Annotated in this window: 19 protein-coding genes; 16 read left to right on the forward strand and 3 right to left on the reverse strand. The window is 72.7% G+C overall.

Features of this window, described 5'->3' with window-relative positions:
* Positions 1-40 precede the first annotated feature (40 nt).
* The 5 genes from ABZ098_RS07230 (at position 41) to ABZ098_RS07250 (ending at position 4,084) form a co-directional block, all read left to right on the forward strand.
* Positions 41-664 carry a M23 family metallopeptidase gene (locus ABZ098_RS07230; RefSeq protein WP_356588101.1) on the forward strand — a complete coding sequence of 208 codons (624 nt, stop codon included), beginning with the start codon at positions 41-43 and terminating at the stop codon, positions 662-664.
* A gap of 83 nt (positions 665-747) precedes the next feature.
* Positions 748-1,917: an alanine racemase gene (gene alr / locus ABZ098_RS07235; protein ID WP_356588103.1), complete on the forward strand. Its 1,170-nt coding sequence runs from the start codon at positions 748-750 to the stop codon at positions 1,915-1,917.
* 83 nt (positions 1,918-2,000) lie between these two features.
* Positions 2,001-3,254: an alpha/beta hydrolase gene (locus ABZ098_RS07240; protein ID WP_356588105.1), complete on the forward strand. Its 1,254-nt coding sequence runs from the start codon at positions 2,001-2,003 to the stop codon at positions 3,252-3,254.
* Positions 3,226-3,732 (forward strand): tRNA (adenosine(37)-N6)-threonylcarbamoyltransferase complex ATPase subunit type 1 TsaE, encoded by a 507-nt coding sequence (gene tsaE / locus ABZ098_RS07245; RefSeq protein ID WP_356588107.1) that lies wholly within the window; start codon positions 3,226-3,228, stop codon positions 3,730-3,732. Before ABZ098_RS07240 ends, tsaE begins: the two co-directional genes overlap by 29 nt.
* A gap of 154 nt (positions 3,733-3,886) precedes the next feature.
* Positions 3,887-4,084: a hypothetical protein gene (locus ABZ098_RS07250; RefSeq protein WP_356588109.1), complete on the forward strand. Its 198-nt coding sequence runs from the start codon at positions 3,887-3,889 to the stop codon at positions 4,082-4,084.
* Positions 4,085-4,110: 26 nt separating this feature from the next.
* On the opposite strand, the gene ABZ098_RS07255 is transcribed toward ABZ098_RS07250, so the two are convergent.
* Positions 4,111-4,659 (reverse strand): hypothetical protein, encoded by a 549-nt coding sequence (locus ABZ098_RS07255; RefSeq protein ID WP_356588111.1) that lies wholly within the window; start codon positions 4,657-4,659, stop codon positions 4,111-4,113.
* Positions 4,660-4,838: 179 nt separating this feature from the next.
* Here ABZ098_RS07255 and tsaB point away from each other — a divergent pair, with 179 nt between their 5' ends.
* The 4 genes from tsaB to ABZ098_RS07275 are packed head-to-tail and all read left to right on the forward strand — an operon-like array spanning position 4,839 to position 7,345.
* Positions 4,839-5,492 carry a tRNA (adenosine(37)-N6)-threonylcarbamoyltransferase complex dimerization subunit type 1 TsaB gene (gene tsaB, locus ABZ098_RS07260; protein WP_356588113.1) on the forward strand — a complete coding sequence of 218 codons (654 nt, stop codon included), beginning with the start codon at positions 4,839-4,841 and terminating at the stop codon, positions 5,490-5,492.
* On the forward strand, positions 5,489-6,019 hold the full coding sequence (rimI, locus tag ABZ098_RS07265) for a ribosomal protein S18-alanine N-acetyltransferase (protein ID WP_356588115.1): 531 nt from the start codon (positions 5,489-5,491) through the stop codon (positions 6,017-6,019). Before tsaB ends, rimI begins: the two co-directional genes overlap by 4 nt.
* A complete protein-coding gene (gene tsaD, locus ABZ098_RS07270; protein ID WP_356588117.1) occupies positions 6,012-7,097 on the forward strand; it encodes a tRNA (adenosine(37)-N6)-threonylcarbamoyltransferase complex transferase subunit TsaD in 1,086 nt (361 codons plus the stop codon). Before rimI ends, tsaD begins: the two co-directional genes overlap by 8 nt.
* Positions 7,094-7,345 (forward strand): hypothetical protein, encoded by a 252-nt coding sequence (locus ABZ098_RS07275; RefSeq protein ID WP_356588119.1) that lies wholly within the window; start codon positions 7,094-7,096, stop codon positions 7,343-7,345. The genes tsaD and ABZ098_RS07275 overlap by 4 nt, the downstream gene beginning before the upstream one ends.
* A gap of 9 nt (positions 7,346-7,354) precedes the next feature.
* Here ABZ098_RS07275 and ABZ098_RS07280 read toward each other — a convergent pair whose 3' ends face one another.
* On the reverse strand, positions 7,355-9,655 hold the full coding sequence (locus ABZ098_RS07280) for a glycoside hydrolase family 3 N-terminal domain-containing protein (RefSeq protein WP_356588121.1): 2,301 nt from the start codon (positions 9,653-9,655) through the stop codon (positions 7,355-7,357).
* A gap of 132 nt (positions 9,656-9,787) precedes the next feature.
* On the opposite strand from ABZ098_RS07280, the gene ABZ098_RS07285 reads away from it, so the two are divergent.
* The 7 genes from ABZ098_RS07285 (at position 9,788) to ABZ098_RS07315 (ending at position 17,226) form a co-directional block, all read left to right on the forward strand.
* The gene (locus ABZ098_RS07285; protein ID WP_356588123.1) at positions 9,788-10,873 is read left to right on the forward strand and encodes a LacI family DNA-binding transcriptional regulator; all 1,086 of its coding nucleotides are present in this window, start codon (positions 9,788-9,790) and stop codon (positions 10,871-10,873) included.
* A gap of 268 nt (positions 10,874-11,141) precedes the next feature.
* The gene (locus tag ABZ098_RS07290) at positions 11,142-12,476 is read left to right on the forward strand and encodes an endo-1,4-beta-xylanase (RefSeq protein ID WP_356588125.1); all 1,335 of its coding nucleotides are present in this window, start codon (positions 11,142-11,144) and stop codon (positions 12,474-12,476) included.
* A 61-nt stretch (positions 12,477-12,537) separates the two neighbouring features.
* Positions 12,538-13,584: an LCP family protein gene (locus tag ABZ098_RS07295; RefSeq protein WP_356588127.1), complete on the forward strand. Its 1,047-nt coding sequence runs from the start codon at positions 12,538-12,540 to the stop codon at positions 13,582-13,584.
* A gap of 106 nt (positions 13,585-13,690) precedes the next feature.
* Positions 13,691-15,103, forward strand: a complete 1,413-nt coding sequence (locus ABZ098_RS07300) for an FG-GAP-like repeat-containing protein (protein ID WP_356588129.1) — start codon at positions 13,691-13,693, stop codon at positions 15,101-15,103.
* Between the two features lie 137 nt (positions 15,104-15,240).
* Positions 15,241-15,597 (forward strand): YciI family protein, encoded by a 357-nt coding sequence (locus tag ABZ098_RS07305; protein ID WP_356588131.1) that lies wholly within the window; start codon positions 15,241-15,243, stop codon positions 15,595-15,597.
* A gap of 60 nt (positions 15,598-15,657) precedes the next feature.
* Complete coding sequence (locus tag ABZ098_RS07310; RefSeq protein WP_356588133.1) at positions 15,658-16,926, forward strand: sigma-70 family RNA polymerase sigma factor; 1,269 nt, start codon at positions 15,658-15,660, stop codon at positions 16,924-16,926.
* Positions 16,927-16,989: 63 nt separating this feature from the next.
* Positions 16,990-17,226, forward strand: a complete 237-nt coding sequence (locus ABZ098_RS07315; RefSeq protein WP_356588135.1) for a hypothetical protein — start codon at positions 16,990-16,992, stop codon at positions 17,224-17,226.
* Here the strand turns inward: ABZ098_RS07315 and ABZ098_RS07320 are convergent.
* Positions 17,204-18,397, reverse strand: a complete 1,194-nt coding sequence (locus tag ABZ098_RS07320) for a class I SAM-dependent methyltransferase (protein WP_356588137.1) — start codon at positions 18,395-18,397, stop codon at positions 17,204-17,206. The two genes, ABZ098_RS07315 and ABZ098_RS07320, sit on opposite strands and share 23 nt — an antisense overlap.
* Positions 18,398-18,479 lie beyond the last annotated feature (82 nt).

The raw sequence follows: 18,479 nt of genomic DNA on the forward strand, positions 1-18,479 counted from the left end.
CGAATATGCGGAGCCGAAAGGGCGATGTTTCGCTGGCCGCATGGATGAGCCAAATATACGCGGCACCACCCGGCGTGAATTGCTGGGAGGAGCGGCAGTCGTTCTGGGGAGTCCCGTTCTCGGTTTCCGCGGGGACGACCCGGAACCATTAGAGGAAGAGTCCGGCGGCAACTGCGGCAGCGACTTCGACGAGGAATTCGAGGAACTGCTGGCGGCCGCCGAGGACGTCGAGGTCAGCGACCGCTCCCTCGCACCGGCCAAGTGGTGCCGCCCCATCCGGAAGCGGGCCAGGGTGACCATGCGCTACCGGGTGCGGGGGAACTGGCTGGCCGGTTACCACACCGGAGTGGATCTTGCGGTGCCGAAGGGCACCCCGGTTTACGCGGTGGGCACCGGCGTCGTGGTCCTCGCCAGCTGGTCGGGGTCGTACGGAAAGGCCGTGACGATCAAGCTGAGCGACTCCCGGTACGTCGTCTACGCCCACCTGTCGCGCATCTCGGTCGCGCGGGGCGCCAAGGTCAAGGCCGGCACCCGGCTCGGGAGCAGCGGCGCCACCGGGCGCGCCACCGGCCCGCACCTGCACTTCGAGGTGCGCTCCCGGCGCCCGTACGGCTCCGACATCGATCCGGTGAAGTACCTGGCCCGGCACGGTCTGATCCTTTGACCCGTGTGACACACGCACGCGTGGAGGCGTCCCGGGACGTGCTCATCGGCGGTGTCGGTCGCCTCTGAGACACTGGGGGCGCCATGAACGAGACAGCAACCGCCCCGACCGCACCGCTGCGCGCCCGCGCCGAGATCGACCTGGCCGCGCTGCGGGCCAATGTGCGGACCCTGCGCGCCCGCGCGTCGGGATCCGAGCTCATGGCCGTGGTCAAGTCCGACGCGTACGGCCACGGCGCGGTGCCCTGTGCCCGCGCCGCGGTCGAGGCGGGCGCGCGGTGGCTCGGGACCGCCACGCCGGAGGAGGCTCTGGCGCTGCGGAAGGCAGGGCTGCCGGGGCGGATCATGTGCTGGCTGTGGACGCCCGGCGGCCCCTGGCGGGAGGCGATCGAGGCCGACCTCGACGTGTCCGTCAGCGGGATGTGGGCGCTGCGCGAGCTCGTCGCGGCGGCCCGCGACGCCGGCGTCCCCGCGCGCGTGCAGCTCAAGGCCGACACCGGCCTCGGGCGGGGCGGCTGCCAGCCGGGCGAGGACTGGGCCGAACTGGTCGCCGAGGCCCTGCGCGCCGAGTCCGAGGGGCTCCTGCGCGTCACCGGGCTCTGGTCGCACTTCGCCTGCGCCGACGAGCCCGGGCATCCCTCCATCACCGCCCAGCTCGCCCTCTTCCGGGAGATGCTGGCGTACGCCGAGGACCGGGGCGTGCGCCCCGAGGTGCGGCACATCGCCAACTCGCCCGCCACGCTCACCCTCCCGGAGAGCCACTTCGACCTCGTCCGCACCGGCATCGCGACCTACGGCATCTCGCCCAGCCCCGAGCTCGGCGTCCCCGCCGACTTCGGACTGCGCCCGGTGATGACGCTGTCGGCGTCGATCGCGCTGGTCAAGCGGGTCCCGGGCGGCCATGGCGTCAGCTACGGCCACCGCTACGTCACCCCCGGCGAGACGACCCTCGGCCTGGTGCCCGTCGGCTACGCGGACGGCATCCCGCGGCACGCCTCCGGCGCCGGACCGGTGCTGGTCGACGGCAAGTGGCGCACGGTGGCCGGGCGGATCGCCATGGACCAGTTCGTCGTGGACCTCGGCGGCGACGAGCCCTCCGCCGGCACCCGGGCCGTGCTCTTCGGCCCCGGTGACCGGGGCGAGCCCACCGCCGAGGACTGGGCGCAGGCCGCGGGCACCATCGCGTACGAGATCGTGACCCGCATCGGAACACGCGTTCCGCGCGTCTACGTGAACGAGCAACAAGCGGGGTAACCGCACAGTGCGTGCGAGAACAGCGAGTCCCGCGACACCGGTATGACCTGACCGTCACCCGACCCAGCGAACAGGAGCGGTACGTGAGCGAGAGCAGTGCGGAGGCCGTCGTCGACGCCGCCGCGTCGGTGGCCCTCGCCTCCGCCGCGGCGGCGGGGGGCGGCTGGCGCCGGGCGACCGGCATCGCGGGCGCCGCGATAGGCGTGGTCGCCGCCGGAGCCGCGGCCGGGGTGGCCATCGAGCGGCTCACCGTCGGACGCGGAATGCGGCAGCGGGCGCGGCTCGCCCTCGACGCGACCGGGCCGTACGGCGCCCTGCGCGGCACCCCCGGCAAGGCGTACGCCGACGACGGCACCGAGCTGTACTACGAGGTCGACGACGTCGACCCGGAGGCCGCGCCCGCGCTGTCACCGCGCCGGCGCCGGCTGTTCGGACGCAAGGCCCCGGCTCCCGTCACGGTCGTCTTCAGCCACGGCTACTGCCTCAGCCAGGACTCCTGGCACTTCCAGCGCGCGGCGCTCAGGGGGGTCGTACGGACCGTGCACTGGGACCAGCGCAGCCACGGGCGGTCCGGGCGGGGGGTGCGGCAGGTGCAGGACGGGGTGCCGGTCGACATCGAGCAGCTCGGGCAGGACCTGAAGGCCGTCATCGACGCGGCCGTGCCGCAGGGGCCGATCGTGCTCGTCGGGCACTCCATGGGCGGGATGACCGTCATGGCCCTGGCCGACCAGTACCCCGACCTGATCCGCGACCGGGTGGTCGCGGTCGCCCTGGTCGGGACGTCGTCCGGGCGGCTCGGCGAGGTCAACTTCGGGCTGCCCGTCGCCGGCGTCAACGCCGTACGGCGGGTGCTGCCGGGCGTCCTCAAGGCGCTGGGGCAGCGGGCCGACCTGGTGGAGAAGGGGCGGCGGGCCACCGCCGACCTGTTCGCCGGGATCATCAAGCGGTACTCCTTCGCCTCCCGGGACGTGGACCCGGCCGTCGTCCGGTTCGCCGAGCGGATGATCGAGGGCACCCCCATCGACGTCGTCGCCGAGTACTACCCGGCGTTCGACAACCACGACAAGACCGCCGCCCTCGCCCACTTCGCGGACAAGCCGGTGCTCGTGCTGGCCGGCGTGGGCGACATGGTCACGCCCAGCGAGCACAGCGAGGCGATCGCCTCCCTGCTGCCGGAGGCGGAGCTGGTGCTGGTGCCCGACGCCGGGCACCTCGTCATGCTGGAACACCCGGAAGTGGTCACCGACCGCCTCGCCGACCTGCTCACCCGCGCGGGTGCCGTGCCCGCAGGGGCTACCGTTGGCGGTTATGGAAGCAGTACCGCGCAACCCGGTTGAGACCGAGCTGACCGTCACCTCCCCCGAGCAGATGCGCGAGCTGGGCCTGAAGCTCGCCAAGCTGCTGCGCGCCGGGGACCTCGTGATGCTCAGCGGGGAGCTCGGCGCGGGCAAGACGACGCTGACCCGCGGACTCGGTGAGGGGCTCGGGGTGCGGGGTGCCGTCACCTCGCCGACCTTCGTGATCGCCCGCGTGCACCCGCCCCTGGGGGACGGTCCGCCGCTGGTCCACGTGGACGCGTACCGCCTGGGCGGCGGGCTCGACGAGATGGAGGACCTCGATCTCGACGTCTCGCTGCCGGAGTCGGTGATCGTCGTGGAGTGGGGCGAGGGCAAGGTCGAGGAGCTGACCGAGGACCGGCTCCAGGTGCGGATCCACCGGGCGGTCGGCGACACGACCGACGAGGTGCGGCACGTGACGCTGACGCCGGTCGGGGAGCGGTGGGCCGCTGCGGACCTCGGCGTGCTCACGGCCTGAGAGCCCGGTGCCCCGTCCGGCGGGCGGTTTCCGTGAACGTTCCGACAATCGGTCGGCAAGATATTGCATTGGACGTGTCGTGCGTGGTCACATGGTACCCAGCTCGTAGTTAGGTCTACCTAACTACGCCGCCCCCGAACTTCAGGAGGCGTCCATGTCGGCCACCGGGAACCGGCCCCAGCCGCAGCCGTACGCGATCGTCGGCGGCGTGTCCATGCGCGATCTGCTGGCGTCCTGCGCCGCGGCGGAAGCCGTCTCCACACCGCCTCGGGTGCCCGACCCGGGGACCGCGCGGGCGGCTGCCACCGGCACGGCGCGGGAGGCCGCCGCCGAGCGCCCGAAGGCGGCCTGAGCGGGGTCGGTGGATGACCGGCGGGGTCAGTGGATGACCGCGACCTTCGCGCCGATCGTCGCGAAGGCCCACATCGCGTCGCCGTCCTCGCGTGACTCCCGGATGCCGCCCGTCGGTACGGCGGTCATGGGGGCGGGAGGCCCCGCCTTCTCCACGGCCGCGCTGAACCCGATCGCCACACCGTCGACGCTGGTGAAGCGGACCACGTGCTCGATGGGCGTGCCGTCGGTGCCGGTCACCGAGTTCGAACGGGACGTCACCGTGTAGACGCCGGGGGCGGGGTCGATGGTGCCGGGAATGACCTTGAAGGTGCGGGTGACCCGGTCGCCCGGGCCGACCAGCCAGACGCGGTTGTCGTCGAGGGAGTACACGACGCGCTCGCCGGCGCCCGAGCCCGGCGGCAGGGCGGCGGGGTCGCGCTGGTCGCGGGGGACCTTCGAGGCGACGGCCGCGGGGGTGCCACCGGTGTGGGCCCTGCCGGGGACCGTCGCGGACGCCTGGTAGGCGAGGAAGCCGACCGTCGCGAGGGCCGCCGCGGTGAGGGCGGTCACGAAAGCCGCGTTGCTGGTTGCCACCGGTCACCTCTGGAGTGCTTGGTCCTGATTTGTGGCGACCGTAGCAGCTCGCCGGGTGCGTTCCGCGCCGTCGCGCCCGGCCGCGCGCGAGCGGACGGGCCGGGTGCCGCCGGTACACCCCCGAGTGCCTCTGGCGGCCTGCGGCCACCCGGGACCTCCCGGAGCCGTAGGCTGTTTGCGTGCTCTTGCTCGCTCTGGATACCGCCACCCCCGCCGTGACCGTCGCCCTGCATGACGGGCGGGACGTCGTCGCCTCGTTCAGTCAGGTGGACGCGCGTCGGCACGGGGAGCTGTTGTTGCCGGCCGTCGACCGGGTGCTCGCCGACGCGGGGGTGAAGCTGGACGCGGTCACCGGGATCGCCGTGGGAATCGGACCCGGGCCCTACACCGGGCTGCGCGTCGGCCTCATGACCGCCGACACCTTCGGGCTCGCGCTCGGCATCCCCGTGCACGGGGTGTGCACCCTGGACGGACTCGCCTACGCGGCCGACGTCGAGGGCCCCTTCGTCGTGGCGACCGACGCGCGGCGCAAGGAGGTCTACTGGGCCACCTACTCCGACCCCCGCACCCGCGTCGGCGATCCCGCGGTCGACCGACCCGCCGACATCGCCGAGCGGGTGCAGGGGCTGCCCGCCCTCGGCGCCGGGGCGCTGCTCTACCCGGACACCTTCCCCGACGCCCGCGAGCCCGAGCACGTGTCCGCCGCCGCGCTCGCCGCCCTGGCCGCCGAGCGGATCGAGGCCGGGGAGGAGCTGCCCGCCCCGCGGCCGCTGTATCTGCGGCGGCCCGACGCGCAGGTCCCCAAGAACTACAAGGTGGTCACCCCCAAGTGACCGCACCCGTGAGTCCCGTACTGCGCGAGATGCGCTGGTGGGACATCGACCCCGTCCTGGAGCTGGAGAAGGACCTCTTCCCGGAGGACGCCTGGTCCCGGGGCATGTTCTGGTCCGAACTCGCCCACTCCCGCGGGCCCGAGGCCACCCGGCGGTACGTGGTGGCCGAGGAGGGCGAGCGGATCGTCGGGTACGCCGGGCTCGCCTCCGCCGGTGAGCTGGCCGACGTCCAGACCATCGCCGTCGCCCGCGACCACTGGGGCACCGGACTCGGGGCGACCCTGCTGACCGAGCTGCTGAGGGCCGCGACCGCCTTCGAGTGCGCCGAGGTGATGCTGGAGTGCCGGATCGACAACATCCGCGCCCAGAAGCTCTACGAGCGCTTCGGCTTCGAGGCCATCGGGTTCCGGCGCGGCTACTACCAGCCGGGCAACGTGGACGCCCTGGTCATGCGACTGACCACTGCATCCGACAGCGGCTCCGCCGCGGGTTCGACATCCGAACGAGGAACTGAGATCAATGGCTGATGAACCGCTTGTCCTGGGTATCGAGACCTCCTGTGACGAGACCGGCGTCGGCATCGTCCGGGGGACCACCCTGCTGGCCGACGCCATCGCGTCCAGCGTCGACGAGCACGCCCGGTTCGGCGGTGTGGTGCCGGAGGTCGCGAGCAGGGCGCACCTGGAGGCCATGGTCCCCACCATCGACCGGGCGCTGAAGGAAGCCGGGGTGAGCGCGCGCGACCTCGACGGCATCGCCGTCACCGCGGGCCCCGGGCTCGCCGGCGCGCTCCTCGTCGGGGTCTCCGCCGCGAAGGCGTACGCCTACGCCCTCGGCAAGCCCCTCTACGGCGTCAACCACCTCGCCTCCCACATCTGCGTGGACCAACTGGAGCACGGGGCCCTGCCCGAGCCGACGATGGCGCTGCTCGTCTCCGGCGGGCACTCGTCCCTGCTGCTGTCCTCGGACATCACCTCCGATGTCCGTCCCATGGGCGCGACCATCGACGACGCGGCCGGCGAGGCCTTCGACAAGATCGCCCGGGTGCTGAACCTCGGCTTCCCGGGCGGCCCGGTCATCGACCGGTACGCGCGCGAGGGCGACCCGTCGGCGATCGCGTTCCCGCGCGGCCTGACCGGGCCGCGCGACCCGGCGTACGACTTCTCCTTCTCCGGCCTGAAGACGGCGGTCGCCCGCTGGATCGAGGCCAAGCGGGCCGCGGGGGAGGAGGTGCCGGTGCGTGACGTGGCGGCCTCCTTCCAGGAGGCGGTGGTGGACGTGCTGACCCGCAAGGCCGTACGGGCCTGCAAGGACGAGGGCGTCGACCACCTGATGATCGGCGGCGGTGTGGCCGCGAACTCGCGGCTGCGGGTGCTGGCCCAGGAACGCTGCGAGGCGGCGGGTATCCGACTCCGGGTGCCCCGGCCCAAGTTGTGCACCGACAACGGCGCGATGGTGGCCGCCCTCGGCGCCGAGATGGTGGCCCGGGGCCGCCCCGCCTCCAGCTGGGACCTCTCCGCCGACTCCTCCCTCCCGGTGACCGACCCGCACGTGCCGGGCCACGACCACGTGCACGAGGTCAGCAAGGAGAACCTCTACTCGTGACGGTCGCGTTGATGTGGGAGGCCCGGGCGGTCGAGGGCCGCGGTGAGGACCTGCTCGCCTGGGCCCGCCGACAGGAGCTCCCGGTACGGCCGGTGCGCCGCGAGACCCTCCGGGGACCGCAGGACCGCGTCCTCGTCATCACGTGGTGGGACGCGGCCTACGACGCCGAGCTGCCCGAACTCCCGGAGCCGGGCGGCGAGTTGGTCGCGCGGGCGGTGCACCGGTGGCGGTTCGAGTCGGTGGAGTGACGGCGGCTCCTACGACACCCGCGTCTCGCAGCGCAGCCGTCGGTCCGGGCCCACCTCCCGCACCGGGCCCGTCAGGTGCAGCCTGGTCGTGTGCCGGGTCTCCGCGCTCGACGCCGACAGCCGTAGCTCCAGGTCGCCCGGTTCGACGATCCGGCGGCCCTTGCGGTCGGTGAAGGCGGACAGGTCGGCGTGGAAGCGGAAGGTCACCCGGCGGGACTCGCCCGGGTCCAGCTCCAGCCGCCGGTAGCCGATCAGGCGGACGTCCGGGCGGGTCACCGACGCCACCGGGTCGTGCAGATACAGCTGGACGACCTCGGCGCCCGCGCGGTCGCCCGCGTTGCGCACGGTCAGTGACACGTCGTACGTGCCGTCCGTGCCGATCTCCGCCGGTGCCTCACCGGTGAAGTCCTCCCACGCGAACTCCGTGTAGGAGCGCCCGTGTCCGAAGGCGTACAGCGGGGTCGGGTCCAGGTTGCTGACCCCGCCCGCGAGGCCGAGCGGCGGCTGGAGGTAGGTCCAGGGCTGGCCGCCGGGCACCTGCGGGACGCTCACCGGGAGGCGGCCCGAGGGGTTGACCCGGCCCGAGAGGACTCCGGCGACCGCAGGGCCGCCCTCCTCGCCGGGGAAGAAGGCCTGGACGACCGCGCCGAGCCGACCGTGCCAGCGGCCGAGCGCGTAGGGGCGGCCGGTGAGGAGGACCAGGACGACCGGGACGCCGGTCGCGACCAGGGAGTCCAGCAACGCGCCCTGGACGCCCGGGAGTTGCAGGTCCGTCACATCGCAGCCCTCGCCCGAGGTGCCCCGGCCGAACAGGCCCGCCCGGTCGCCGAGGACCGCCACGCAGACGTCCGCCTCGGCCGTCCGGGCCACCGCCTCCTCGAAGCCGGCGGTGTCCGGGTCGTCGACCCCGCAGCCCTCGGTGAACGTCACCTTGGCGTCGGGGAGTTCGGCGCGCAACGCCTGAAGGACCGTGGGGACCTCGATGCCCATCGGGATGTCGGGGTGGTGGGTGAGCACATGGGAGGGGAAGGAGTAGCAGCCCAGCATGGCCAGGGCGTCGGCGGCGCGGGGGCCCACGACCGCGATCCGGGTGTCGGGGGCCAGCGGGAGCAGGCCGTCCGGGTTGTCGAGGAGGACCACCGACTCCTCGGCGAGGCGGCGGGCCAGCGCGCGGTTGGCCGTCGAGTCGAGGTCGATCCGCTCGGCGGACTCCGGGGCCCAGTCCTCGTCCAGGAGGCCCAGCTCGCACTTCTGGAGCAGGACCCGGCGGGCCGCCCGGTCGATCAGGGACTCGGGGACCTCGCCCGCGCGGACGGCCTCGATCAGGGGGGTGCCGTAGCACTTGAGGGTGGGCAGTTCGACGTCGAGGCCCGCCGCCAGGGCCGCGTGCGCCGCGCCCGCCTCGGTGCCGGCGATCCGGTGCTGCGTCTGCAGGAAGCCGACGCCGAAGTAGTCGGCGACCACCGTGCCGGTGAACCCCCACTCCTCGCGCAGCAGTTCGGTCAGCAGGCCGGGGTCGGCGGAGGCCGGGACACCGTCGGTGTCGGTGTACGCGGCCATCACCGAGCGGGCCCCGCCCTCGCGCAGGGCGAACTCGAAGGGCGGCAGGGTGATGTCGGCGAACTCGCGCACGCCCGCCCGCACGGGCGCGAGGTTGCGGGCGCCGGCCGAGGAGGCGTACCCGGCGAAGTGCTTGAGCGTGGCGACGATCCCGGCCGACTCCAGGCCCCGGACATAGGCGGCGCCGATCGTGCCCACCAGGTACGGGTCCTCGCCGATCGTCTCCTCGACCCGTCCCCAGCGCGGGTCGCGGACGACGTCCAGGACGGGGGCCAGTCCCTGGTGGACTCCGACCGCGCGCAGGTCGCGGCCGATGGCGCCGGCCATCTCCTCGACCAGCTCGGCGTCCCAGCTCGCGCCCCAGGCGAGCGGGACCGGATAGGCGGTGGCACGCCAGGTGGTGAAGCCGGCCAGGCACTCCTCGTGGGCCAGCGCCGGGATGCCGAAACGGCCCGCTTCGGCGATACGGCGCTGGGCGCGGGCCAGTGCCTGCGCGCCCAGCGCCGGGTCCACGGGGGCGGTGCCGAAGGGGCGGGTGAGCTGGCCCAGACCCCGGGTGATCAGCTCGTCCCAGTCGTAGTCGGCGGTCATCTCGCGCTGGAGGGGGGCGACTCCGTCCCCGTCCGTGCTGGCGCCCACCCACACGCCGTAGAGCTGGGCGGTCTTCTCCTCCAGGGTCATCCGGGAGAGGAGGTCGTCGACGCGGGCGGAGGCGGTCAGGGCGGGGTCACGCCAGGGCGCGGTGGTCATGTAACTCCTGTCGGGCTCGACTGTCCGGTCGACGACCTTCGCGAATGTTTCGATGCTAAATCCGAATGTTTTGGGAACCTAGGGCTGTCAGGAGGGTTCGTCAAGAGGTCGCGCAGGGATACGATCGCCGCCATGACACCCCCGGAGCCCGCTGAAACCCGGACGACTTCCCCGACTTCCTCGACGGCCGGCCGGTCGCCGCAGACCGCCACGCTCGCCGAGATCGCCCGGGAGGCCGGCGTTTCGGCGCCGACAGTTTCGAAGGTCCTCAACGGGCGGGCCGACGTCGCGCCCGCGACCCGCGCCCGCGTCGAGGACCTGCTGCGCGCGCACGGCTACCGGCGCCGGCGTGCCGAGGCCAGCCGCTCCCCCCTGATCGACCTGGTCTTCCACGAGCTGGAGAGCGCGTGGGCGATGGAGGTCATCCGGGGCGTGGAGAACGTGGCCCGCGACGCCGGGCTGAGCGTCGTCCTCAGCGAGAGCGCGGGACGGCTCACCCCCGGGCGCACCTGGGCCGACCAGGTCGCCGCCCGGCGCCCCTACGGGGTGGTCCTCGTGCTGTCCGGGCTCGACGAGTCCCAGCGCGCGCTGCTGGGCAGCAGGTCGATCCCGTTCGTGGTGATGGACCCGGCCGGCGATCCGGGCGCCGACGTGCCCTCCATCGGCGCGACCAACTGGCAGGGCGGGCTCGCCGCGACCCGGCACCTGGTCGAACTGGGCCACCGCAGGATCGGCGCGATCAGCGGGCCCTCCCGCATGATGTGCAGCCGCGCCCGTGTCGACGGCTACCGGGCGGCCCTGGAGACCGCGGGGCTGCCGGTCGACCCCGAACTGATCATGGCCGGCGACTTCCACCACGAGACCGGCTACCGCCAGGGCCTGGAACTGCTGCGCCGCCCCGACCGGCCCACCGCGGTCTTCGCCGGCAACGACCTCCAGGCGCTCGGCCTGTACGAGGCGGCCCGCGAACTGGGGCTGCGCATCCCGGAGGACCTGAGCGTGGTCGGCTTCGACGACCTGCCGGTGGCGCCCTGGGTGGGGCCGCCGCTGACGACCGTACGACAGCCGCTGACGGAGATGGCCGAGGCCGCGGCCAAGCTGGTGCTCGACCTGGGCCGCGAGGGCGGAAACCCGGCGGCGACCCGGGTGGAACTGGCGACGACCCTGGTGGTGCGCAGCAGCACGGCACGCTGCGCTGGGCTTGAGCGGGGCGCCTAGGGGGGTGCCGGGTCAGGTGGTGGGGCGGGTGCGGGTTGGTGGGGGCTGGTGTTTTGCGCAGTTCCCCGCGCCCCTGAATGCCTGCGGCGGCCCGTTGCGGTTCGGTGGGGGCCCTTGAGCAGTACTGGACAACGCACGCCGGCCGCTGCGGGCGGTGCGCGGCGCCACTGCCGTGGCCGGAAGGTGGCCTATTGACGGGTGGGGTGCCTGCGCCCACACTCCTCCGAAGCCAATCGGTTGTACGACCGAAACTTTCGGAGGCACCCGCATGAGATCTCTGAGAACCGGCTTACCCCTCCTCGTCCTGGGCGCGCTGATGACCGCGGCGCCCGCCGCACACGCTGCCGACACCCCGCTCCGCGACCTCGCGGCCGCCAAGGGCAAGGTCATCGGCACGGCCGTCACCGGGTCCAAGCTCACCGGCACCTACGGCGACCTCGCCGGGACGCAGTTCAACTCGCTGACCCCCGGCAACGCCATGAAGTGGGGCTCCGTCGAGCCGACCCGCGGCAGCTACGACTGGGCCGAGGCCGACCAGATCGTGAACTTCGCCGAGGCCCACAACCAGCAGGTGCGCGGCCACACCCTCGTCTGGCACAGCCAGAACCCGAGCTGGCTGACCAACGGCACCTGGACCCAGGCCCAGCTCAGCCGGCTCCTCAACGACCACATCGCGCTCGAGGTGGGCCGCTACAAGGGCCGGCTGGCCGCCTGGGACGTCGTCAACGAACCCTTCAACGAGGACGGCACCTACCGCCAGACCCTCTGGTACAACGGCCTCGGCACCGGCTACATCGCCCAGGCCCTCACCGCCGCCCGCGCCGCCGACCCGGCCGCCGAGCTGTACATCAACGACTACAACGTCGAGGGCGTCAACGCGAAGAGCACGGCCCTGTACAACCTGGTCAAGTCCCTCAAGCAGCAGGGCGTCCCCATCGACGGCGTCGGCCTCCAGGCCCACCTCATCGTGGGCCAGGTGCCCTCGACCCTCCAGCAGAACATCCAGCGCTTCGCCGACCTCGGCGTGGACGTGGCGATCACCGAGCTGGACATCCGGATGACGCTGCCCTCCGACAGCGCGAAGCTGACCCAGCAGGCCGCCGACTACAAGGCCGTCATGAACGCGTGCGTGGCGGTCACGCGCTGCGTCGGCGCCACCGTCTGGGGCTTCACCGACTCCGACTCCTGGATCCCGAGCACCTTCCCGGGACAGGGAGCCGCGACCCCGTACGACGACAACTACGCGCCGAAACCGGCGTACCACGCGATCGCGGAGGCGCTCGGCGGTACGACCACGCCTCCGCCGACCGGCGCGTGCAGCGCGGTCTACAGCGTGACCAGTCAGTGGAACACCGGCTTCACGGGCCAGGTGAAGATCTCCTGCTCGGGTGCCGCGCTGTCGTCCTGGAAGGTCGGCTGGACGTACGGCGCCGGGCAGCAGATCACCCAGGCCTGGAACGCGACCTGCACCCAGTCCGGGACCGCGGTCAGTTGCACGAACGCCGCCTACAACGGGACCGTGCCGGACGGCGGCTCGGTGACCTTCGGCTTCAACGGGTCCTGGAGCGGGGCCAATCCGGTGCCGGTGGTGACGCTGGGCTGAGAAGTCTGAGATTTTCCGAAGAAAGCCGTCCGGGAGGCGTTCCTCGTAATAATTCGGACTTATGTTCCTCTCTGTGAGCGGAGACGACGAGGACAGACGAGTGGGTCGGCGGCCGAGAGTGCTGAAGGCCGTCGGCCTCACACTCGCGGGCGCGCTGGTCGCGGGATGCGCGGCGGCGGGCTGGGCGTACTGGCACCTCAACAGCAACATCAAGAGCGTCGACATCGACAGCGCGCTGGGCGACGACCGCCCCGCCAAGGCGACCCCGACCCCTTCGGCCTCGCAGGAGGCACCGCTGCCCACCGAGGCCGTCAACATCCTGGTGCTGGGCTCCGACTCGCGCAGCGGCAAGGAGAACCAGGCGCTCGGCGGCGGCAGCAGCACCGGGGCCCGCTCCGACACCGCGATGGTCGTCCACATCGGCGCGGGCCGCACGACGGCCACCGTCGTCAGCATCCCGCGCGACACCCTCGTCACCCGCCCGTCCTGCCCGCTGAAGAGCGGGGGTTCCACGGCCGTCTCGTACGGCGCGATGTTCAACAGCGCGTACTCGGTGGGCGGTCCGGTGTGCGCGGTCAAGACCGTCGAGTCGATCACGGATGTCCGCATGGACCACTACGTCGAGATCGACTTCTCGGGCTTCGCGAAGCTGGTGAACGCCCTCGGCGGGGTCACGGTGACCACGGACCAGGACATCGACGACGACGACAGCCACCTGCGGCTGAAGGCGGGCACCCACCACCTGGACGGCAGGACGGCCCTCGCGCTCGCCCGCACCCGGCACGGCATAGGCGACGGCAGCGATCTGGGCCGGATAGGCCTCCAGCAGAAGCTGGTGAAGGCCCTGCTGGAGCGGATCTCCTCGACCAGCCTCCTGACCAGCCCCGCCAAGCTGTACTCCGTCGCCGACGCCATCACCGGCAGCCTCACCACCGACACGGGCCTCGACTCGCTGACCGAGCTGATGAGCCTCGGCGAGAGCCTGAAGGGCCTCTCCGCGGACGACGTGAAGACCGTGACCATGCCGGTCGTGACCGCCCCCTCCGACCCCAACCGGGTGGTGGCGGAGGAGCCCGCCGCGCGCGAGCTGTGGGAGTCGCTCCGCTGAGTTCCAGCTGACGTGTTCACTGAAAAACTGGACGCCTGCTGCAACCAGCGGGCGTCCGGGGGTGTCTGTTGCGGTGACCACACTGCAGTAACCAGGGGGAACACCGATGTCCAACTCGCGTTCGTACAAAGCTTGGTCCGTACCGCTGATCGCCGGAGTGCTCGCGCTCACCGGGATTCCCGCCCTCGCCGGCAGCGCCTCGGCCGCGGAATCGAAGGCCGTCCAGGACGACTTCAACGGCGACGGTTACAAGGACCTCGCCGTCGGCGCCCCGATCGCCACCATCGACGGCAAGCGGGGAGCGGGCTACGTCACCGTCATGTACGGCGGCCCGCACGGCCTCACCAAGGACCACCGCACCACCATCAGCCGTTCCACCAGCGGCATCCCGGGCGATCCCGCCGCGGGCGAGAACTTCGGCTACCAGCTGTCCACGGGGGACCTGGACGGCGACGGGCGCACCGACCTGATCATCGGACACGCGGACCCGAAGCGGGACGCGGTCGTCGTCTGGGGCTCCAAGGAAGGCCTGTCCGGCGCGGTGTCCGTGCCCGCGGCGACCACCCAGGCGGGCGACTTCGACGGTGACAGCTGGCCGGACCTGGTCCTGTTCCGCGGCGGCCGTTCCCCGGGCGACGACCCGATCGGCACCGAGGTCACCGTCTGGCAGGGCCCGATCTCCCGGGACGGGAAGCCGACCGCCACGCGGGACTTCGGCTCGCCCAGGCTGGAGCCCTTCGACCTGATGTACGCGACCGCCGGTGACGTCAACGGCGACGGCCGCGACGACCTCGCGACGACCGTCTACCTCGGCGACGGCGGCTTCGGCTCCCAGCTCTACCTGGCCAACGCCTCCGGAGGCGCCTTCACCTATGCCGACTCCGCCCCGCAGGGCACCGGCCAGGTGGCCTTCGGCGACGTCAACGGCGACGGCTTCGACGACGTCGTCCAGGGCGTCCCGAACGACTCCACGGTCACCGTGGCCCTCGGCTCGGCCTCCGGTCTGAAGCCGGAGTCGACCTGGAAGTCGTACAGCCAGGACACCGCGGACGTCCCCGGCGCCAAGGAGGAGGAGGACCGCTTCGGCGACGCGGTGGCGGTCGGTGACGTCAACAACGACGGCTACGCCGACGTGGCCGTGGGCTCGCCCGGCGAGAAGCTGGGCGACAAGGCCGGGGCGGGCATGGTCAACGTCCTCTACGGCAGCCGCGAGGGCCTGACCGGCAAGGGCTCCCAGGGCTTCACCCAGGACACCGACGGCGTCCCCGGCGCGGTCGAGTCGAGCGACAACTTCGGCGACTCGGTCAGCATCCACGACATCAACGGCAACGGTTACGCGGACCTCGCGGCGGCGGCCTCCCGCGAGAACATGGTGGAAGGCGGGAACACCGGTGAAGGCGCGGTCTGGTCGCTGCGCGGCCGTCCGACCGGCATCGTGACGGACGCGGCGTTCACCTTCGGACCCCGCACGGTCGGGGCGCCGATCGAGCGGGCGACGTTCGGCGGCTCGCTGTCGTAGCAGGTCAGGCGCATGCTTGAGGGCCCGGGAAAAATTCTCCGAAGAAATCCGCGGAGTCTGTCGATCCCGGGCCCTTCCGATCGACGCACTGGTGAGAGGCCGGGAAGGACCGGCCCCGCACCGACCGAGGAGTCACCATGCCGCGTTACCTGTCGATGGTCCGGATCGACGAGCAGAACGCCCCCGCCGAGGGCCCCAGCGAGGCGCTGATGCAGCGCATGGGCGAGCTGATCGAGGAGATGACGAAGGCCGGGGTGCTGCTGGACACCGCCGGGCTCACCCCGACCGCGCAGGGGACCCGGGTCCACTGGGAGAAGGGCGAGCTGTCGGTGACCGACGGGCCCTTCACCGAGGCGAAGGAGGTCGTCGGGGGCTACGCGATCGTCCAGGCCAAGGACATGGCCGAGGCGATCGAGTGGACCAAGCGCTTCCTGAAGGTCCACGAGGAGCACTGGACGGTCACCTGCGAGGTGCGGGAGATCATGGAGGGCTGAGCCCCGGGGGCGCATCGCCTTCCTTGGCCATACGGCCGTAACGGTGTCGAATGGGGGGCTGTGACCACCTCACAGCCCTCCCGCACCGATGCCCGCACCTCCGTGGAGACCGTCTTCCGCATGGAGTCGCCCCGGATCATCGCCGGTGTCACCCGTGTCGTCCGGGACGTCGGCATCGCCGAGGAACTGGCCCAGGACGCCCTGGTCGCCGCGCTGGAGCAGTGGCCCCGCGACGGCGTCCCCGACAACCCGGGCGCCTGGCTCATGGCCATCGCGCGCCGCAAGGCCGTGGACCTGGTCCGCCGCCGCGAGAACTACGCCCGCAAGCTGGCCGAGATCGGCCGGGACCTGTCGGAGACCGCCCCGCCCGAGGAGCCCGCCGACCCCGAGGACATCGACGACGACCTGCTCAGGCTCGTCTTCACCACCTGCCACCCGGCGCTTTCCGCCGAGGCCCGCACCGCCCTCACCCTGCGCCTGCTCGGCGGTCTGACCACCCCGGAGATCGCCCGCGCCTTCCTCGTCCCGGAGGCGACGGTCGCCCAGCGCATCGCGCGCGCCAAACGGACCCTCGCCACGAAGAACGTCGCCTTCGAGGTCCCCTACGGCCCCGACCGCGAGGCCCGCCTCGGCTCGGTCCTGGACGTCATCTACCTGATCTTCAACGAGGGCTACGCGGCCACCGCCGGCGACGACTGGCTGCGCCCGTCCCTGTGCGAGGACGCCCTGCGCCTGGCCCGCCTGCTGTCCGCCCTCATGCCCAAGGAACCCGAAGTGCACGGCCTGGCGGCCCTGTTGGAGTTCCAGGCCTCCCGCACGGCCGCCCGTACCGGACCGCGCGGTGAACCCGTCCTGCTCAAGGACCAGAACCGCAGCCGCTGGAACCGCATGCTCATCGCCCGCGGCATCAAGGCCCTGGCCCGCGCCGACGCCACGGCCACCGGAGCGCCCGGCCCCTACGTCCTCCAGGCCGCCATCGCCGCCTGCCACGCGCACGCGTACTCCTACGAGGAGACCGACTGGCGGGCCATCGCCACCCTGTACGCCCTGCTCGCCGCCCGCAGACCCTCCCCGGTCGTCGAACTCAACCGGGCGGTCGCGGTCTCGATGGCCGAGGGCCCCGGCCCGGCCCTGGAGATCGTCGACGCGCTCACCGGCGAACCCGCCCTGCTGGACTACCACTTGCTGCCGAGCGTGCGCGGCGATCTCCTGGCCCGTCTCGGCCGTACGACGGAGGCGCGGGCCGAGTTCGAACGGGCGGCAGCGCAGACCCGCAACGAACGGGAACGGGAGCTGCTGCTGGACCGGGCGCGGGAGTGCGGTCAGTGATCGGTTGTGGGGGATGACGACGTGAGACTGTCCACGCGCCGCCGCGCCGCGGCGCTCGCCTAGGTGGGCACCCGGGCCGCCGCGCCCGGCGCCGCCGCCAACGACGCGGGACCCCGGCCGGGCACCGACGGCCGGCTCCTCACCGGCCCGGTGCTGGTCATCCCGGTCGCCTGCACGCCGTACTGCAACGGTGACGAGCCCGTGAGCACCCGGGTGAGCAGCCAGGCCCTGCGCGCCGACGCCGGCCCAGGAGGCGCCGACCCGCACCTGGGGCCGCTCAGGACGGTCCAGCACCGGTGACGGCCCTCGCCGGGGCGCCGATCAGCATGGTCGGCGCCCCCGCGACCCGGGTCAGGAACACGGTCGCCGAGTGCGGCCCCTGCGGCTTGGGCAGCGCCTTGCGCCGCAACTCCTCCGGCTCCACGGCCGACCCCCGCTTCTTCACGGTCAGGATCCCGACCTCGCGTTCCCGCAGCAGCGCCTTCAACTTCTTCACGTTGAAGGGGAGTCGGTCGGTGATCTCGTAGGCGGTGGCGTACGGCGTCACCAGCAGGGCGTCCGAGGTGACGTAGGCGATGGTGGGGTCGACGAGCCCGCCCTCGACCTCCTCGGCCACCTCGGCGACCAGGTGGGCGCGGATGACGGCGCCGTCCGGTTCGTACAAGTACCGCCCCACGGAACGGACTTCCGGGTCGGGGAGCCCCCGCCCGAGCAGCGTCCGCGGTCCCGGCAGCAGCGTCGCCCGGACCGCCCCCGGCGCGGTGCCGAACCACAGCACCGCCTCCTTCACGTCCCCGCCGTCCGAGATCCACTCCGCCTCGGCCTGAGCCGGGACCGCCTCGTGCGGGATGCCGGGCGCGACCTTCAGCGCCGCGTGCGGGGCCTTGAGAGCGGCCCGCACGGCCCACGACAGCGGTGGCGAGTAGGCCTCCGGATCGAAGATGCGGCCCCGCCCGCCCCGCCGCGCCGGATCCACGAACACGGCGTCGTACGCGGCCGTGTCGACCTCCGTGACGTCCGCCTCCCTTACGTCGATCAGGTCGGCGAGTCCCAGCGCGTCCGCGTTCGCCCGTGCGGCCGCCGCCGTCAACGGGTCCCGGTCGACCGCGAGGACCCTGATCCCGGCCCGGGCCAGCGCGATCGCGTCACCGCCGATCCCGCAGCACAGGTCCGCGACGGAGGTGACGCCCATCGCCTTCAGCCTGACGGCCCGGTAGGCGGCCACGCTCGCCCGCGTCGACTGCTCGACCCCGTCGGGCGTGAAGAACATCCGCTCGGCGTCCCCGGCGCCGAACTTCGCCACCGCCCGCTGCCGCAGCCGGGCCTGGCCGAGCGCCGCGGAGACCAGTGCGGCCGGGTGCTCGCGGCGCAGCCGGGTGGCGACGGCGAGTTCGTCGGCGGGGGCGGTGCCGCGCACTTCGTCGAGGAGGGCACGGCCCTCGGGGGTCAGGAGAGGGGCGAGGTCGTTCACCGGGTCATTGTGGGCCAGTCGGTGGACGGTCCGCTCCCGAGCGGCGGTGTCGGCCCGGGTGCGACGCCGTGACCTGCGAGGA

Origin of the sequence: Streptomyces sp. NPDC006335 (genome assembly GCF_040612795.1) — a bacterium.
Taxonomy (GTDB): domain Bacteria; phylum Actinomycetota; class Actinomycetes; order Streptomycetales; family Streptomycetaceae; genus Streptomyces.

What these genes read in the sequence shown, in the direction of transcription:
- ABZ098_RS07230 (WP_356588101.1), top strand. Translation starts at nt 41, where the DNA reads ATGGATGAGCCAAATATACGCGGCACCACCCGGCGTGAATTGCTGGGA.
- alr (WP_356588103.1), top strand. Translation starts at nt 748, where the DNA reads ATGAACGAGACAGCAACCGCCCCGACCGCACCGCTGCGCGCCCGCGCC.
- tsaE (WP_356588107.1), top strand. Translation starts at nt 3,226, where the DNA reads ATGGAAGCAGTACCGCGCAACCCGGTTGAGACCGAGCTGACCGTCACC.
- ABZ098_RS07250 (WP_356588109.1), top strand. Translation starts at nt 3,887, where the DNA reads ATGTCGGCCACCGGGAACCGGCCCCAGCCGCAGCCGTACGCGATCGTC.
- tsaD (WP_356588117.1), top strand. Translation starts at nt 6,012, where the DNA reads ATGGCTGATGAACCGCTTGTCCTGGGTATCGAGACCTCCTGTGACGAG.
- ABZ098_RS07280 (WP_356588121.1), bottom strand. Translation starts at nt 9,655, where the DNA reads ATGACCACCGCGCCCTGGCGTGACCCCGCCCTGACCGCCTCCGCCCGC.
- ABZ098_RS07285 (WP_356588123.1), top strand. Translation starts at nt 9,788, where the DNA reads ATGACACCCCCGGAGCCCGCTGAAACCCGGACGACTTCCCCGACTTCC.
- ABZ098_RS07290 (WP_356588125.1), top strand. Translation starts at nt 11,142, where the DNA reads ATGAGATCTCTGAGAACCGGCTTACCCCTCCTCGTCCTGGGCGCGCTG.
- ABZ098_RS07295 (WP_356588127.1), top strand. Translation starts at nt 12,538, where the DNA reads ATGTTCCTCTCTGTGAGCGGAGACGACGAGGACAGACGAGTGGGTCGG.
- ABZ098_RS07300 (WP_356588129.1), top strand. Translation starts at nt 13,691, where the DNA reads ATGTCCAACTCGCGTTCGTACAAAGCTTGGTCCGTACCGCTGATCGCC.
- ABZ098_RS07305 (WP_356588131.1), top strand. Translation starts at nt 15,241, where the DNA reads ATGCCGCGTTACCTGTCGATGGTCCGGATCGACGAGCAGAACGCCCCC.